The following is a 15,558-nucleotide window of genomic DNA, read 5'->3' on the forward strand; positions in this document are numbered from 1 at the left end:
CAAATCTAAAATCTGAATTCTAAAATCTAAAATCAAAAAGATATGTCGAAAGAGATAGAAGCTCGGATTGAAAAACTTCCTGTGATTCGTTCTGTAGCCCGATTTTTTAAGAGAATCAAACTGCCGTGGCTGGAGGGTTTTTCGCTGTATGATTTGTTGGAAATGTATACTTTAGGAATTCTTGAAGGGGCTTTTTCCTATCATGCCAGTGCCGTTTCTTTTAGCTTTTTTATGGCATTGTTTCCTTTCGCGCTGTTTATTTTAAACTTAATTCCGTTTATTCCTATAGAAAATTTTCAGGAAGATTTTCTGCAGTTCGTGCAACAAAGTGTTCCGCCAAATACGTATGATGCGATTAGCAAAATCATAAGCGATATCTTAAATAACAGTCACTCAGGCTTGCTATCTTCTGGATTTTTGCTTTCTATTTTTTTGATGGCAAATGGCATCAACGGAATTCTAAGCGGTTTCGAATCGTCTAAACACGTTTTTGATAAAAGAGGTTTTTTTAGGCAATATTTAGTTGCGCTTGCCATTTCACTTGTAATGACGGTTATTTTGTTTGTAACTGTGGCAACGATTGTCGTTTTTGAGGTTTTTATTCAAAAAACAATTATTCAGGATGTGCTCAGCGACAGGATTCCGCTCATTATTTTGGGTCGTTATCTCTTTGTTATGCTGATGATTTTGATAACATCTTCAATACTATTGCGTTACGGGACAAAACAATACAATAAAGTGCCTTTTATTAGTATTGGTTCGGTTTTTACAACAGTGCTAATTGTTATATCTTCATTCTTTTTTGGGATTTGGGTTATAAAATTCTCAAAATATAACGAACTTTATGGTTCAATTGGGACTTTATTGATTCTAATGTTTTATATTTGGATAAACTGTATGATTCTGCTTTTAGGGTTCGAATTGAATGCTTCTATCAGAAAATTAAAACAAAAAAAAGAAAAATAATATGAAAAATTTGATGCTAACTATCGGAGTGTTCTTCTTTGCCTTGACCATGCAAAGCCAAAGTGTAATAGGAAAATGGAAGACCATTGACGATGAAACCGGTGAAGCAAAATCTGTAGTAGAGATTTATGAAAAATCAGGAAAACTATATGGAAAGATTGTAGATATACTCCGCGAGAGTCATAAAAAAGACCTTTGTGCAAAATGTGAAGGTGCAGATAAAAACAAACCAATTTTAGGAATGGTTATTATGAACGGTCTGAAAAAAGATGGTTCAGAATACAACGGAGGAACGATTTTGGATCCGACAACGGGTAAAAAATACAAATGTTATATTACATTAGAGTCTCCAGATAAATTAAAACTTCGCGGCTATGTAGGTGTTTCGATTATGGGAAGAACGCAATACTGGACACGCGTAAAAAACTAATTAAAATATAAATGCGAAAATTAGCTTTGATAATTTTAGTATTGTTTGCAGTTTTAAACAGCTTTGGACAATCTAAGAGTTCGCCATTACAAATAAGTCATCTTACAGGTGACTTTTATGTTTATAGAACTTTTAATGATTACCAAGGCAATAAAATTTCTGCAAACGCTTTGTATCTTGTTACAGAAAATGGAGTTGTGCTTTTTGATGCGCCTTGGGACAAAACACAGTTTCTGCCTTTGTTAGATTCAATAAAAGCAAGACATAATAAAGAAGTTGTCATGCTTTTTGCGACACATTCGCATGATGATCGTGCGGGAGGTTTTGATTTTTATAAGAAAAAGGGAATCAAGACCTATTCTATAAAATTGACCGATGTTATTCTGGAAAAGAAAAAAGAACCAAGGGCAGAATTTATAATTTCTAATGATACCACTTTTACGGTTGGTCAGCATAAATTTGAAGTTTATTATCCCGGAAAAGGACATGCGCCAGACAATATCTTAGTTTGGTTTGATAAAGAAAAAGTGCTTTATGGAGCCTGTTTTATAAAAAGTGCAGATGCAGAGAATCTAGGCTATTTAGGCGATGCTGATGTGAAAGAATGGCAGAAATCCATAAAAAAGGTTCAGATGAAGTTTAGGAAACCAAAATACATTATTCCTGGACATGATGACTGGGAAAATATTGAATCTTTGAATCATACTTTGAAATTGGTTGATGAATATTTGGCTCAAAAATCTACAGAAAAAAAGTAACTTTGCATTCATATAGATAGTCATGTTTTTTATTGAAGTTATTTTACCTCTTTCCTTAGCCAAAACCTTTACATATCGTGTTTCTGAGGCCGAATTCCATTTTATTAAAAAAGGAATGCGCGTTGTTGTGCCTTTCGGAAAAAGTAAAATGTACACGGCATTAGTCTTGAGTGTTCATCAAAATGCACCTACTTTATACGAAGCGAAAGAAATCCACCAGATTATAGACGAAAAACCAATTGCTACTGAGATTCAGATCAAGCATTGGCTCTGGATTGCAGATTATTATATGTGCGGTATTGGAGATGTTTATCGTGGTGCTTTCCCAACAGGATTATTGTTGGAAAGCGAAACCATTATTTCGCATAAAGCTGGAGTAGTTGTTAATGATTCAGAGCTTTCTGATGATGAATTCTTGATTTATGAGGCGTTACAGCACCAAAGTTCTTTAAAGGTGCAGGATATTATTTCAATCTTAAATAAAAAAAATATTATTCCGATTCTTCAAAAAATGATTTCAAAAGATATTATTTTTTTAGAAGAAGAGATTAAAGAAAGCTATAAGCCAAAACTCGTTCGCTATGTGAAACTGCATTCAAAGTATGAAACAGATGAAGGCTTGAATAATCTGCTTGAGGTACTTAAGAATGCGAATAAGCAAAAAGAGATTGTCTTGGCTTTTTTTCAATTACAAGCGTCAGAAAAAAAGCCAGTTACAGTAAAAAAACTTGTCGAAATTTCAAATACATCGGCAACGATTGTAAAAGCTTTAATTGAAAAAGAAATTCTTGAAGAGTATTTTCTGCAACATGACCGCGTTTCTTTTAAGGGAGAAACAACAGATAAAGAGCTTTTGTTAAGTACGGCGCAGGAAAATGCGTTTAACGGGATCAAAAACAGCTTTTTTGAAAAAGATGTTTCTCTTCTTCATGGCGTGACTTCAAGTGGGAAAACAGAGATTTATATCAAATTAATCGAAGAATATCTGCAGTCAGGAAAACAAGTTTTGTATCTCCTTCCTGAAATTGCACTTACAACACAGCTGGTTTCAAGATTAAGGTTGCATTTTGGAAATAAAGTTGCTGTTTTTCATTCGAAATACAGCAATAATGAAAGAGTTGAAGTTTGGAAACAAACACTCGAAAATTCTGAGAAAGCTCAAATTGTAATAGGGGCAAGATCAGCTTTGTTTTTGCCATTTGCCAATTTAGGATTGCTAATTGTTGATGAAGAACATGAGCAGACTTTTAAGCAGACAGATCCTGCTCCTCGCTACCATGCGCGCGATGCTGCAGTTGTATTGGCAAATTATCATAAAGCCAAAGTTCTTTTAGGTTCGGCAACACCAAGTATTGAGACTTATTACAATACTCAGGCTGGAAAATACGGCTTGGTTTCGCTTTCTGAACGTTATAATAATGTTAGAATGCCCGAAATCGTATTGGTCGATTTAAAGGATAAGCATTTTAGGAAAAGAATGACAGGCCATTTCAGTGATCTTTTGATAGAAGAAATTGCCGAAGCCTTATCTTTAGGCGAACAGATTATTTTGTTTCAAAACAGAAGAGGATATTCGCCCGTTATCGAGTGCATCACCTGCGGACACGTACCTCATTGCCAGCAGTGCGATGTGAGCCTTACGTTCCATAAAAATAAAAATCAGCTTAGATGCCACTATTGCGGTTATGCAATTGCCAAACCAACGCACTGTCATAGCTGTTCTAGTATCGATATGACTACAAAAGGTTTTGGCACAGAACAGATAGAGCAGGAGCTAGCAGCGCTTTTTCCGAATGCTAAAACGGCCAGAATGGATCAGGATACAACGCGCGGGAAATTTGGTTTTGAAAAAATCATAGACACATTTAAAAACAGGGAAGTCGATATTTTGGTCGGAACACAGATGCTGGCAAAAGGCCTTGATTTTGATAACGTGAGTTTGGTCGGAATTATGAATGCCGATAATATGCTACATCATCCTGATTTTCGAGCTTTTGAAAGAAGTTATCAAATGATGACGCAAGTGGCAGGAAGGGCAGGAAGAGCAGAAAAACAAGGCAAAGTTGTCATTCAGACATACAATCCCAATCACAATACAATCCAGCAGGTCACCAATCATAATTATGCGGGAATGTACAAAGAGCAGTTGTATGATAGGCAGATTTATAAATATCCGCCTTATTTTAGAATCATAAAGCTGACTTTAAAACACCGTGATTTTGAGAAGTTAAAAGAAGGTTCTATGTGGCTTTACCAAGTGTTGAGCCAAAATTTGGCAATGCCTGTTCTTGGTCCAGAAGAACCTGCAGTGAGCAGAATACGAAATGAGTATATTAGAACAATATTGGTTAAAATTCCGCATAACCTGCATTTAGGTAATACAAAAAAAACTATTCAAAAGATGTTGAATAGTTTTGAAGCTGTTCCGCAGTATCGAGCTGTAAAAACTGCAGTAAATGTAGATTTTTATTAATTTGAAGTCGAAAGCGCTTTTACAAGATCTTCTTTTTTGTTTCGGCTTAGCGGTATTTTCGTAATTCCGATTTCGGCAAATTTACTATTGAATCGTTCAACTTTATCAATGTTGATGATGTAAGATTTGTGAACACGGATGAATTTTTCTTTTGAAAGGTCGTTTTCAAAAGATTTCATCGTAGACAATACAAGATTGCTGTCATCTTCAGTAACAACTCGTACATAATCTCCAAATGCCTCAATCCATTTGATTTTAGAAGTAAATATTTTAAGCTTTTTCAGATTACTTTTGATAAAAATATGTTCTCCTTCTTCTTCTTTGACATCTTTTTTTAGCAAATGCATATCGATTGCCCTTTTTACCGAAGCATTAAAACGATCTACCGCAATTGGTTTCTGTAAGTAATCTGTAGCATCATAATCAAAAGCTTTTAAGGCGTATTCTGCTTTTGAGGTAATAAATATAATCTGTGGTTTTGATTTTAGTCCGTCAAGGAAATCAAAACCATTAATAACAGGCATTTCGATATCTAGGAATATTAAGTCGATATTATTCAAAGAGATACAGCTTTTTGCTTCTATTGCATTAGAAAAGTCACCAACTAAGTGCAGACCTGGGTGATTATTAACTAATTTTGCAATAATTGTCCTTTGTATAGAACTATCATCAACAACAACACAGTTTAGTTTCATAACATTTTAATTTGAATAAATTCAGGATAGCAGTAGTAAATGTATTGTTTTTTTATAAAAAAAACTAAAATCGGCACATATTTTTTGCGTTACACCGAATAAAGGCAAAATTCTGTTGCATATTTAAAATTAATGCTTACTTTTGCACCCAATTTTAACAAATAAAGTTTTTATTATGAATCATTATGAAACTGTTTTCATTTTAAATCCCGTTTTATCTGAGGTTCAGGTGAAGGAAACAGTAACGAAATTTGAAGAATTTCTTACTAGTAGAGGAGCTGAAATGGTATCGAAAGAGGATTGGGGTCTTAAAAAAATGGCTTACGAAATCCAAAACAAAAAAAGTGGTTTTTACCATTTATTCGAATTCAAAGTAGCTGGAGAAGTTCTTTTAGCTTTTGAAACTGAATTTAGACGTGACGAAAGAGTTATGCGTTTCTTAACTGTTAGTTTAGACAAACATGCTATCTCATGGGCTGAAAGAAGAAGAGCAAAATTAAAATCTACTAAAGCGTAATTATTATGTCTACAATCGAGCAATCTGCAAAAGGAAAAAAAGACGGAGATATCAGATATTTAACGCCTTTAAACATTGAAACAAACAAAACTAAAAAGTATTGCCGTTTCAAAAAATCAGGAATCAAATACATCGATTATAAAGATGCTGATTTCTTATTGAAATTCGTAAATGAGCAAGGAAAAATTCTTCCTCGTCGTTTAACTGGAACTTCATTAAAATACCAAAGAAAAGTTTCTGTAGCTGTAAAAAGAGCTCGTCACTTAGCTTTAATGCCATACGTGGCCGATTTATTAAAATAGTATAAAAAAATCTAGTCGCTGGTTTCTGTTTAATCAGAACCTAACTTCTAAAATATAAGGACAACAACATGGAAATTATTTTAAAACAAGACGTACAAAATCTAGGATTTAAAGATGATGTAGTATCTGTAAAACCTGGTTACGGTCGTAACTTTTTAATTCCTCAAGGTTTTGCTACTTTAGCAACTCCTTCTGCTAAAAAAGTTTTAGCTGAAAACCTAAAACAAAGAGCACATAAAGAAGCTAAAATTGTTGCTGATGCTAAAGCATTGGCTGAGACATTAAAAGCTCTTGAAATTAAACTTACTGCAAAAGCTGGTGGAGAGAAACTTTTTGGTTCTATCACGAATATTGATATCGCTGAAGCTTTAGAGAAATCTGGTAACGCTATCGATAGAAAATTCATCACTAGTGGTGTTGTAAAACGTTTAGGTAAATACAATGCTACAGTTCGTTTACACAGAGATGTAATCGTTGAATTACCATATGAAATCGTTGCTGAAAAGTAATATTTCTAAAATCTATAATTAAATCCCGATTTTTATCGGGATTTTTTTTTGTGAAATTATTTAAGTTGAATTTAATCTTTATGAAATGAAATACGCAAGATTGACAAAAGAGCAGTTTGATGAATTACATGCGGAATTTGCTAGTTTTTTAGCAACACAGGCAATTGATAAAGCAGAATGGGATGAGATAAAAGTTAATAAGCCGGAAGTTGCAGAGCAGGAATTGGATGTTTTTTCTGATTTAATCTGGGAAGGTGTTTTGTCGAGAGCAGAATATCTAGAGCATTTTTCTAAAAGCCATATATTTTTGTTTCGTTGTTTTGATACCGATATACAATCAATCGTTTTGAAATCATTAAGCCCTGAAATAGATTTTTTGACTAAAGAAGGTCTTCAGTGGTTGAGTGATAATATGTTTACGGACAATATCGAGATGAAAACAGGTAAAAAAGTATTTACAGAAGAAAGAAATGCATCTATTTTTGAATTGATAAAACAGGGCGCTTTTTTGAGCGACGGACAGCTTTTTGTGCAAATTAACACTATAATTGAGTCGTAAGGCGTTATAATTGAATTTTAATAGGCAAGCAATTGATTTTTAATTGTTTGCCTTTTTTGTTGGTTTTTAACTTTTGTTTATTCTTTTTTTGAATTTTATCCCCGTATTTCTACGCGTTTTTTTTTAATGTTTTAATTTTTTCGATTTTAACCTCTTTTTTATAATCTTAACTTTGTAAAGGTACAGTTTACGGATAGTTTTTATGATTTTTTTATTACAAAAGTAGGTTTTTACATCGTTTTTGTCTATTTAACATAAAATATTTAAATTTTGTTTAACGAAGTTTTAGTAGTAAGATTTTGTTAAAAACTATTGGTTTTACTACTAATTCCGTGTAAAACCGAGTATTACTGATTTGTTAAATTTAAAAATATAAGAATTTTATTGTTGTTTTCTATTTTGCTTTTTGCTAATTTTAGAATACAAAAGTTAAACAAAGTTTTCTTTTGTACTTTTTCAAAAACAACCAGATTGCATTTATATAACTAATTCAGTTGTGTGTTTTTGTTTAAAGAGTAAAGTTTAAAATTTGAATCATAACTTAATTAGTCTGTGTATGGAATTGACAACTACTTTCTTTATCAAGTATGCATCATTAGGTGTCCTTTTTACTTTATTTTTTATTTCCTTGAATGTGACTAATCCAGATATGAGATTAGGCTCTAATTCAAAATCCAAACTATTATCTTCCATTATAGATTTAAAAAATCTATTTTATTCAGACCCTTGTCGCTGGTTTTCATAACTATGCAGACGAGGATTTTTTTATTCCTATTCTAATAATATAAATTGGGTTCGATCTTTAGAATTTATTTCAGAAGAAGAATTTGCGGTAAGACTAATCAACTTGTTGCATTACAATGAATCAGAATATATATAATAAGTTTCCCCAAAATCTACTTAAACTAAAATTTTCAATATGAGAATTATACCTGCAGCAAATCATTCCTAAGGAAAGAAAACCAAAGATTTTTTTCTAAAAATTAAAACCGTTTTGCTGGGTGCATTGCGTTTATCTGATTTGTTTAGCATATCAGATGTAGTATAAATTTTTAAAAATTGTTGCTTAAAATCTTGACGAACTAAGATTTAGATTTATTATTTAACTGTTTGATTTTTAACTTATTGTTTAATTGTGTAAGCATTCGTGCTTATTGCAAGAGGTGTTTTATTGTCCATTTTCTAATCTTCCAAATTATGAAAAAAAAAATTACTATTTATGATCTCAGCATTCAAAAGAGATTATTAGGACTTTTATTTTTATTGCTGATTTGCAATAAAAATTTTGCTCAAACCTTTTGTCGACCTGTGTCAAATACAAATGACATATCGGGGTTGGCATGTGTTGGGGCGACTTTAACCAGTCCAGCGGCGGCATATGATAATGACCCCGGACTGACGACCTACACCGCAATGAATACATTGGTAGGTGTGCTCTGTACGGTGCAGGAAACAATGAGGTTTGGGCAGACAGCACAAACCGGAGATGAGATTGTTGCTTACATCGGTAGCGGCTCCGGTTTGTTGAATTTGTCCTTATTGTCGACAGCAAGTGTACAAGCAAAACTCAACGGAACCAATGTAGGTTCTAGTTTGGCAGTTAATAATCCGCTGCTAAATTTATCATTACTTCCAGGAAATACTGTGGGAGTTTTGAGGCTTACTCTTCCAGGGCCAGCAAATGAAATTCAATTTTCATTGGGCGGCACTGTAACAGTGCTTACCGAGTTAAGAATTTATGATGTGCGTTTGGAGTTTGCTAAACCGACTGTTTCTGGAGGTTTAACTCAAACAGTATGTTCTGGCAGTGCAGCAAACCTGACAGCAACTCCAGCAGCTGGTACCTCATTGGCATGGTACAGCTCTGCATCATCTACTACAGCTCTTGCAGTAGGAAACACTTATACTACGCCTGCCTTAACAGCTAATACTACCTATTATATAGGAGTAACAAGAGCCGCGGGTTGTGAAAGTAATGAACGTGTTCCAGTTGTTGTAAATGTTTCAAATCCGGTGGCGCCTGCGGTAAGTAATACGGGAACTGCTATTTGTTCATCAGGCGCAACACAGCAGACTACTTTGTCTATTATAAATGCGATACCAGGTACTACTTATAACTGGTATTCTGTGCCGAGCGGTGGTACGGTATTAGCTTCAGGAAATACATATTCCCCAACTGTTCCGCTTGGAACTACAACTTTTTATGTAGGTGCTTCAATTGGATCTTGTGTGAGTCCAACCAGAACTCAGGTAAATGTAACTTCAAATCCAATTCCGGGTGCACCTTCTATTTTAACACAGAGCGTTACAATTCAGTCAGGTCAGAATGCAACATTGAGTGCAACAACTTCTGAACCAGGTGTAACTATAAACTGGTATGATACAGCTACAGGAGGAACCGCATTGGCAACAAATTCACCTGTTTTTACAACGCCAATTTTGACGGCAACAAAAGTTTATTACGCTGAGACGCAGAGTGCTGCTGGAGGATGTGTAAGTACAAGCCGAGTACCTGTGACAGTTACAGTAATTGCTTCTCCGTTGGGAGGTTGCTTACAGGCTAATAGCCAGCAAACAACCTTAAACGGAATTTGCTTATTGTGTTCATCAACAAATCCAAACAATTCAGTTGATGGAAATCCAGCAACAGCTGCACGATTAACCGTTCCTGTTGGATTAATTAATGGGTATATCCAGCAGACGCTTCAATTTAATAATCCTGGTAAAGCAGGCGATATTGTTGATGTTGACTTAGAACTTCCTGGTGGAATTGCAGATCTTACCTTATTGGGAGCTGTGAGTTTGGCTACTTATAATGGGGCTACATATAATAATGACAGAGTTGCAGCTACGAATCCTTTGATTACATTGCAAGTATTGACAGGAAACCGTTTTAGAGCAAGCGTAACTGCTGGAGCTAATTTTGATCGTGTTGAAGTGAGACTTGGGGGATTGGCTACGGTCTTAACCAGTGTAGATATTTATCAGGCAAGTTATAGATATAAAGCCCCAACGGTTACTGGCAATACAACAATTTGTAGTGGACAGACTACAACTTTGACCGCAGCGACATCAGTAGGAGAAACAGTTGCATGGTATAATGTTGCAATAGGTGGAGCACCTCTGGCAAGCACAACTACATATACAACTCCAGCTTTAACAACAGCAACAACATATTATGTTGAACTGACAAGAAATGGTTGCGTTAACAGTGAGAGAACTTCTGTGCAGGTTTCAATTGTAACTCCTGTTCTTCCGACAGTTTCAGTGTCTCCAACAACAATTTGCAGCGGACAAAGTACAACCTTAACAGTCGATGCGCCAGTTGCAGGAACTACTTATAATTGGTACGACGCAGCAACGGGAGGAAATCTAGCAGGAACAGGAACTTCTTTTACCACACCAGCATTAACAGCAAATACCAATTATTATGTAGAGGCTGTTATTGGAGATTGTATCACACCAACACGTGCAGCAGTAAACTTGACTATTAGCCCGATTCCAGCTGTACCAACATTTGCAGCGTCAGATGTTATTATTCAGTCAGGGCAAACGGTTACATTAGCGGTTGCCAATCCTGTTTCAGGAGTTAGATACAATTGGTATAGTACTCCTACTGGTGGGACGTCTTTAGCATCTAATGTTACCACCTACACCACTCCAGCGCTAACAGCTAATCAAAGCTATTATGTAGAGGCTTCAAGTCTGGCAACAGATTGTGCGAACCCAACAAGAGGTGTAGTAAATGTAATTGTTATTGCCAATGCCAGTACTTGTTTACAGGCTGGAACTCAAATTACATCAAATCCGACATTGCCAATTTCACTATGTGTAGGATGTACCGTATCTAATGCTAACGATTCTGTAGATGGCAACATCAATACTTATGCACAACTTAGTGTGCCTTTAGGTGTGGGAGGTTATATTCAGCAGGAATTGATTTTTGCTAATCCAGGACTGGCAGGAGACATTATTGATGTTGATCTTGAAGTACCTGGAGGAGTTCTTGATTTAAGTGTTCTGTCTAATATTACTTTAGCAACTTATAATGGCGCAACTTTTAATAACGACAGAATTTCAGTTAATAGCAATTTATTGAATATCCAATTATTATCAGGAAATAAATTTAAAGCGAGTTTCACAACAGCAGCACCCTTTGATCGTATAGAGGTACGATTGGGAGGTGTGGCTACTGTTTTAAGTAATTTATATATTTACCAAGCAGCTTACAGATATCCCAATGCTGTTATCACTGGGGCTACAGCGCCTATTTGCGTTGGGCAATCAGCTAATTTAACGGCAACCGGATCTGAGACATATACATGGTATAGTGCAGCGGTTGGAGGAGGTACCGTAGCGGTAAACCCAACGGATCCATTGACTTCTTCAACTACTTTTTACTTACAAGCATCTCGTGGAGGCTGTGACAACAGTTTACGTCAAGCGGTTACGGTTACTGTACTGCCAATTCCAACTGCCGGAGATGTATTAATAGCAACACCTGTAGAAGCTTCTTGTACTGGTACTGCGGTTTTGGCACCGTCTTCAACTATTGCAGGAGCAGAGTTTAGATATTATACAGATCAAACTAAAGGACAGCAAATAGTAACGGGAAGTACTGTTGCAGGTCAGACTGGAGTTTCATTTAATAAAAACAATGCAACTGGAGCATTAACAATTACAGGCTTAAGCACAGCTTCGACACCTTTTACTTATTATGTATCGGTTGTAAATGGAGGCACTTGTGAAAATGCAAATGGATTTTTACTTCCAGTTACGGTTAACTTTCCATCTACTACAGTTTTAAATACGACTGGAACATTAGCAGGCTGTGGAAGTGTTAATTTGAGAAATGCAATCACTAATTTCGATTCGAGTGGAAATACGACTTATACTTTTTATGACCCATCAAATGCGGTTATTACCGCTGATGCGGCTGCAAATATAACTACAGGAGGTATATATTCAATTGAAGCACAGCAAAATGGGACAACTTGTATTTCAACACGTCAATCAGTGACAGTTACAATTAATGCATTGCCAAGTTTAGTGGTAACAAATCCTTCAGAATCAGTAAATGTGGGATCTAATGTAACATTGCAAGCAGTTTCTACTGCAAATATCACATGGTTTGATCCACAGGGAAATCAGCTTACTGGTCCTGTATTTACAACAGGAGTTTTAAATACACCAGGAGTTTATACTTATACTGCTGTAGCAAATGATGGAATTTGTTCTAGTACAGCTACAAAGATTATTAATGTAATTGATTTAAGCAGCTGTCAATCTTTGAGAGAAAGAGTTTATGCAACTACCCAAACATCAGGATCAATCATTACAGGAGGCGTTAGTGACGGAGCAAATGCTGTCGACGGAAATCCACAAACTTATTCTACTATAACTACTGATTTAGGGTTATTGGGAGTTGGAACTGCCTGGCAGAATTTGACATGGTCAGCACCAATCGCAAAAGGTACTCCAGTAACAGTCAAATTAGGTTCAGAATACAGCCTATTGGCGGTAGGTCAGAATTTATCAGTAGTGGGAACTATAGGGGGGACTCCAATAGGAACAATGCAACCAGTATCTGGTTCCTTATTAAATTTAATATCAGGAGATAATACTTATGAATTTACCTTTGTGCCTTCAAATGCGGCAGGACCTCAGGATTATGATGGAATCCGCATTCAGTCTGCTTCACTAGTAAGTGTGATTCAGAACACCAAAGTATTTGATGCGCATTATAATAGAACAGTTTCAACTGTAGCCTGTACTCCAGGAGATATTCAAGATATATTTTATGGAGCTACAGATTTAGGTCTTCCAATTGGAGCTGTTACCGGTACTGTAGGAGTTAGTGATGCATGGAATATTGCTGATAATGATATTTCTACTTTTGCTACAATGTATGGCGGAGTTGGTGTTGCAGCTGCAGCTGATTTAACTGTAAAATTTAAAACACCATCGGTAGTAAGCGATACTTTAAGAATTGTTATTTCACGTCCGTCTGCTCTTTTAAATTTAAATTTACTTACAGGATTTACTATTCAACGCTATTTAGGAGATGTTGCAGTAGGAGCGCCAATTGATAACAGCAGTTCTTTATTAACCTTAAAATTATTGGCAGGAAATTCTTTAGCGGTAGCTTTGGTCTCTTCTCCAAATGATTCATATGATAAGGTAAGAATTCGTTTAGGAGGAGTTGCAAGTGTATTTGATGTGCTACGAGTTCATACTGTAGAACGTTCAGCAAATACTTCTGTGATAGGAGGAGACCTAAATAATAAAGTTACGGTCTGTCCGGGAACGGGTGTGACTTTGCAAATACCTGAAGAAGCCTGTTCTACCTATATATGGTATGATGCGCCGACAGGAGGGGCTATCGTTGCAAACGGATTAACTTATACAGTTCCACTAACACAAGCATCAGGAATATACAAATATTATGTGCAGCCAGTACGTTATGGTTGTGAAGCTTTTGCAAGAGGAGAAGTTACTATTGAAGTAAAAGCTTCAAGTCCGACAAATGCGTTAGCGGCTATTACTTTGAATGGAGGATCAGATACAACAATTTGTTCTCCGACAGGAACAGTGACTTTGGCAACAGGATTAACAGGTACACCTGCGTTAACAAATCCGGTTTACTATTGGTATAGTTTTGACGGAACAACAAGTCAGTTGATAGCTGGTCAAAATACAAGCCAATTGATTGTTAATGGTTTAACACCTGGAACATATACGTATTTTGTAGGAGTAAGTTCTACTGAATTTTGTGAAACCGCAGCGGCAGACAGAAGAGAAATTACCTTTACAATTTTAAGACCATCAGACCAAAACGACCTTTCGGTTAGTGATGTTTCAATTTGTCATGATCAGCCAGCAGTTTTAACACCAACGGCAAGTCTGCTTACAACTCCTGTATTTACATGGTATCTTGATGCGAACAAAACGCAACCAATTACAAATGGTGCAGTTATAAGCGGTGTTACATATGCAATTAGCGGTACTGGTGTTTTAACAGCAACGGGATTAACAGCAGCTTTGAGTCCTATTACCTATTATGTTGCAGTTTCAAGTGATACAACTTGTGAAAATGCTGCAGGTACTCTTCAAAGTGCAGCAGTTATAATTAATGATCCTGCAACACCAACAACAACAGATACGACACAGGATTTTTGTCTAGTAAACGCCCCTACATTTGCGAGCATCCAGACCAACGAGACCAATGTTGTCTGGTACAATGTTGCTACAGGCGGAACAGCAATTCCTGCAACGACTGCTTTGACGAGCGGCACTTATTACGCATCATTATTGGATGCTGGAACAGGATGCGAAAGCTCAGTACGATTACTGGTAACCGTAACCGTAACTGATCCTGCGACTCCGACTACTACAGATACAACACAGGATTTCTGTTTAGCTAATGCTCCAACATTTGCGAGCATCCAGACCAACGAGCTTAATGTTGTCTGGTACAGCGCAGCTACAGGCGGAACAGGGATTCCTGCAACGACTGCTTTGACAAGCGGCACTTATTATGCTTCATTGTTAGATGCTTCAACAGGATGCGAGAGTTCAGTAAGATTATTGGTAACCGTAACGGTAACTGATCCTGCAACACCAACAACGACAGATACGACACAGGATTTCTGTCAGGAAGATGCACCGACATTCGCAAGCATCCAGACAAATGAAACAAATGTCGTTTGGTACAATGTGGCTACAGGCGGAACAGCGATTCCATCTACTACAGCCTTGACAAGCGGTACTTATTATGCATCATTGTTGGATGCGATAACAGGCTGTGAAAGCTCAGTAAGACTAGCAGTTGCGGTAAGTGTTACAGACCCTGCAACTCCGACTACGACAGACGCAACACAGGATTTCTGTCAGGAAGATGCTCCTACATTTGCAAGCATCCAGACCAACGAGACCAATGTTGTCTGGTACAGCGTAGTTACAGGCGGAACAGCAATTCCGGCAACGACTGCCTTGACGAGCGGCACTTATTACGCATCATTATTGGATGCTGGAACAGGATGCGAAAGCTCAGTGCGATTACTGGTTACAGTAACGGTAACTGATCCTGCGACACCGACGACTACAGATACAACACAGGATTTCTGTTTAGTTAATGCTCCAACATTTGCGAGTATCCAAACCAACGAAACAAATGTAGTTTGGTACAGCGCAGCTACAGGTGGAACAGCAATTCCTGCAACGACTGCTTTGACAAGCGGCACTTATTATGCTTCATTATTAGATGCTGCAACAGGCTGTGAGAGTTCAGTAAGATTATTGGTAACCGTAACGGTAACTGACCCTGCGACTCCTACAACCACAGATACA

General features: G+C 36.6%; 10 protein-coding genes. 9 read left to right on the plus strand and 1 reads right to left on the minus strand.

Annotation, left to right across the window (positions count from 1 at the left end):
• Window positions 1-42: 42 nt before the first annotated feature.
• From ACFFLS_RS09240 to priA, 4 genes are read left to right on the plus strand one after another with little or no spacing between them, the layout of a single operon-like run.
• Window positions 43-966 (plus strand): YihY/virulence factor BrkB family protein, encoded by a 924-nt coding sequence (locus tag ACFFLS_RS09240; protein WP_379686321.1) that lies wholly within the window; start codon window positions 43-45, stop codon window positions 964-966.
• 1 nt (window position 967) lies between these two features.
• Window positions 968-1,396 (plus strand): DUF2147 domain-containing protein, encoded by a 429-nt coding sequence (locus tag ACFFLS_RS09245; protein ID WP_379686323.1) that lies wholly within the window; start codon window positions 968-970, stop codon window positions 1,394-1,396.
• Window positions 1,397-1,407: 11 nt separating this feature from the next.
• The gene (bla-B1-FLAV, locus tag ACFFLS_RS09250; RefSeq protein ID WP_379689312.1) at window positions 1,408-2,154 is read left to right on the plus strand and encodes a subclass B1 metallo-beta-lactamase; all 747 of its coding nucleotides are present in this window, start codon (window positions 1,408-1,410) and stop codon (window positions 2,152-2,154) included.
• Between the two features lie 22 nt (window positions 2,155-2,176).
• Window positions 2,177-4,627, plus strand: coding sequence for a replication restart helicase PriA (gene priA / locus ACFFLS_RS09255; RefSeq protein WP_379689315.1), 2,451 nt, complete (start codon window positions 2,177-2,179; stop codon window positions 4,625-4,627).
• Here priA and ACFFLS_RS09260 read toward each other — a convergent pair.
• A complete protein-coding gene (locus tag ACFFLS_RS09260; protein WP_379689318.1) occupies window positions 4,624-5,322 on the minus strand; it encodes a LytR/AlgR family response regulator transcription factor in 699 nt (232 codons plus the stop codon). The two genes, priA and ACFFLS_RS09260, sit on opposite strands and share 4 nt — an antisense overlap.
• Before the next feature lie 175 nt (window positions 5,323-5,497).
• Between ACFFLS_RS09260 and rpsF the strand changes: the two genes are divergently transcribed.
• From rpsF to ACFFLS_RS09285, 5 genes are all read left to right on the plus strand, one after another.
• Entirely contained in the window at window positions 5,498-5,839 is a 342-nt protein-coding gene (gene rpsF / locus ACFFLS_RS09265; protein WP_068842999.1) for a 30S ribosomal protein S6, read from the plus strand.
• Between the two features lie 5 nt (window positions 5,840-5,844).
• A complete protein-coding gene (gene rpsR, locus ACFFLS_RS09270) occupies window positions 5,845-6,141 on the plus strand; it encodes a 30S ribosomal protein S18 (protein ID WP_002987043.1) in 297 nt (98 codons plus the stop codon).
• Between the two features lie 68 nt (window positions 6,142-6,209).
• Window positions 6,210-6,650 (plus strand): 50S ribosomal protein L9, encoded by a 441-nt coding sequence (rplI, locus tag ACFFLS_RS09275; RefSeq protein WP_379689320.1) that lies wholly within the window; start codon window positions 6,210-6,212, stop codon window positions 6,648-6,650.
• A gap of 85 nt (window positions 6,651-6,735) precedes the next feature.
• A complete protein-coding gene (locus tag ACFFLS_RS09280) occupies window positions 6,736-7,209 on the plus strand; it encodes a DUF6495 family protein (protein ID WP_379689322.1) in 474 nt (157 codons plus the stop codon).
• 1,197 nt (window positions 7,210-8,406) lie between these two features.
• Window positions 8,407-15,558, plus strand: a 7,152-nt coding sequence (locus ACFFLS_RS09285) for an Ig-like domain-containing protein (RefSeq protein ID WP_446685240.1), incomplete at its 3' end; no start/stop codon positions are given.

The sequence above is a fragment of the Flavobacterium procerum genome (assembly GCF_042431625.1).
Classification (GTDB): Bacteria; Bacteroidota; Bacteroidia; order Flavobacteriales; family Flavobacteriaceae; genus Flavobacterium; species Flavobacterium procerum.

Bases quoted from the DNA above. Each gene is read 5' to 3' on its own strand.
- ACFFLS_RS09240 (WP_379686321.1), top strand. From the start codon at position 43: ATGTCGAAAGAGATAGAAGCTCGGATTGAAAAACTTCCTGTGATTCGT.
- rpsF (WP_068842999.1), top strand. From the start codon at position 5,498: ATGAATCATTATGAAACTGTTTTCATTTTAAATCCCGTTTTATCTGAG.
- bla-B1-FLAV (WP_379689312.1), top strand. From the start codon at position 1,408: ATGCGAAAATTAGCTTTGATAATTTTAGTATTGTTTGCAGTTTTAAAC.
- rplI (WP_379689320.1), top strand. From the start codon at position 6,210: ATGGAAATTATTTTAAAACAAGACGTACAAAATCTAGGATTTAAAGAT.
- ACFFLS_RS09280 (WP_379689322.1), top strand. From the start codon at position 6,736: ATGAAATACGCAAGATTGACAAAAGAGCAGTTTGATGAATTACATGCG.
- ACFFLS_RS09245 (WP_379686323.1), top strand. From the start codon at position 968: ATGAAAAATTTGATGCTAACTATCGGAGTGTTCTTCTTTGCCTTGACC.
- priA (WP_379689315.1), top strand. From the start codon at position 2,177: ATGTTTTTTATTGAAGTTATTTTACCTCTTTCCTTAGCCAAAACCTTT.
- rpsR (WP_002987043.1), top strand. From the start codon at position 5,845: ATGTCTACAATCGAGCAATCTGCAAAAGGAAAAAAAGACGGAGATATC.
- ACFFLS_RS09260 (WP_379689318.1), bottom strand. From the start codon at position 5,322: ATGAAACTAAACTGTGTTGTTGTTGATGATAGTTCTATACAAAGGACA.